Source organism: Nocardiopsis oceani (assembly GCF_054777395.1).
Genome location: NZ_BAAHAR010000128.1, coordinates 1 through 851 on the forward strand (window position 1 = coordinate 1; position 851 = coordinate 851).

General features: G+C 64.7%; 1 protein-coding gene. It reads left to right on the top strand.

Going from position 1 to position 851, the window contains the following annotated elements; all coding sequences use genetic code 11:
- Positions 1-851, top strand: an 851-nt coding sequence (gene sucD, locus ACYVDG_RS32690) for a succinate--CoA ligase subunit alpha (RefSeq protein ID WP_460764188.1), incomplete at both ends; no start/stop codon positions are given.

An 851-nucleotide genomic window follows, 5' to 3' on the forward strand; every position in this document is an offset into this window, starting at 1 on the left:
AACAAGGACAGCAAGGTGCTGGTCCAGGGCATGACCGGCTCTGAGGGCACCAAGCACACCCGTCGGATGCTCGCTTCGGGCACCAATGTCGTGGGTGGCGTGAACCCGCGCAAGGCCGGGCAGAGCGTGGATATCGACGGTACGCAGGTGCCGGTCTTCGGCTCGGTGGCCGAGGGCAGGGCCGCCACCGGTGCCGACGTGACGGTGATCTTCGTTCCGCCGAAGTTCTCCAAGAGCGCGGTGATCGAGGCGGTGGACGCTGAGATCGGTCTGGCGGTGGTGATCACCGAGGGCATCCCGGTGCACGACACGGCCGCCTTCTGGTCCTACGCGGGCACTAAGGGCAACAAGACGCGCATCGTCGGTCCGAACTGCCCGGGTCTGATCAGTCCTGGGCAGTCGAACGCGGGCATCATCCCGGCCGACATCACCAAGCCGGGCCGGATCGGTCTGGTTTCGAAGTCGGGCACGTTGACGTATCAGATGATGTACGAGCTGCGTGACATCGGTTTCTCGTCGGCGGTGGGTATCGGTGGTGACCCGATTATCGGGACCACGCACATCGATGCTCTGGCGGCGTTCGAGGCTGACCCGGACACTGATGTGATCGTGATGATCGGTGAGATCGGTGGTGACGCTGAGGAGCGTGCCGCGGACTTCATCAAGGACAACGTGACCAAGCCCGTGGTGGGTTATGTCGCGGGCTTCACCGCTCCGGAGGGCAAGACGATGGGCCATGCGGGTGCCATCGTGTCGGGTTCTTCGGGTACGGCTGCGGCCAAGAAGGAGGCTCTGGAGGCTGTGGGTGTCAAGGTCGGCAAGACCCCGACCGAGACCGCCCAGCTGGCCCG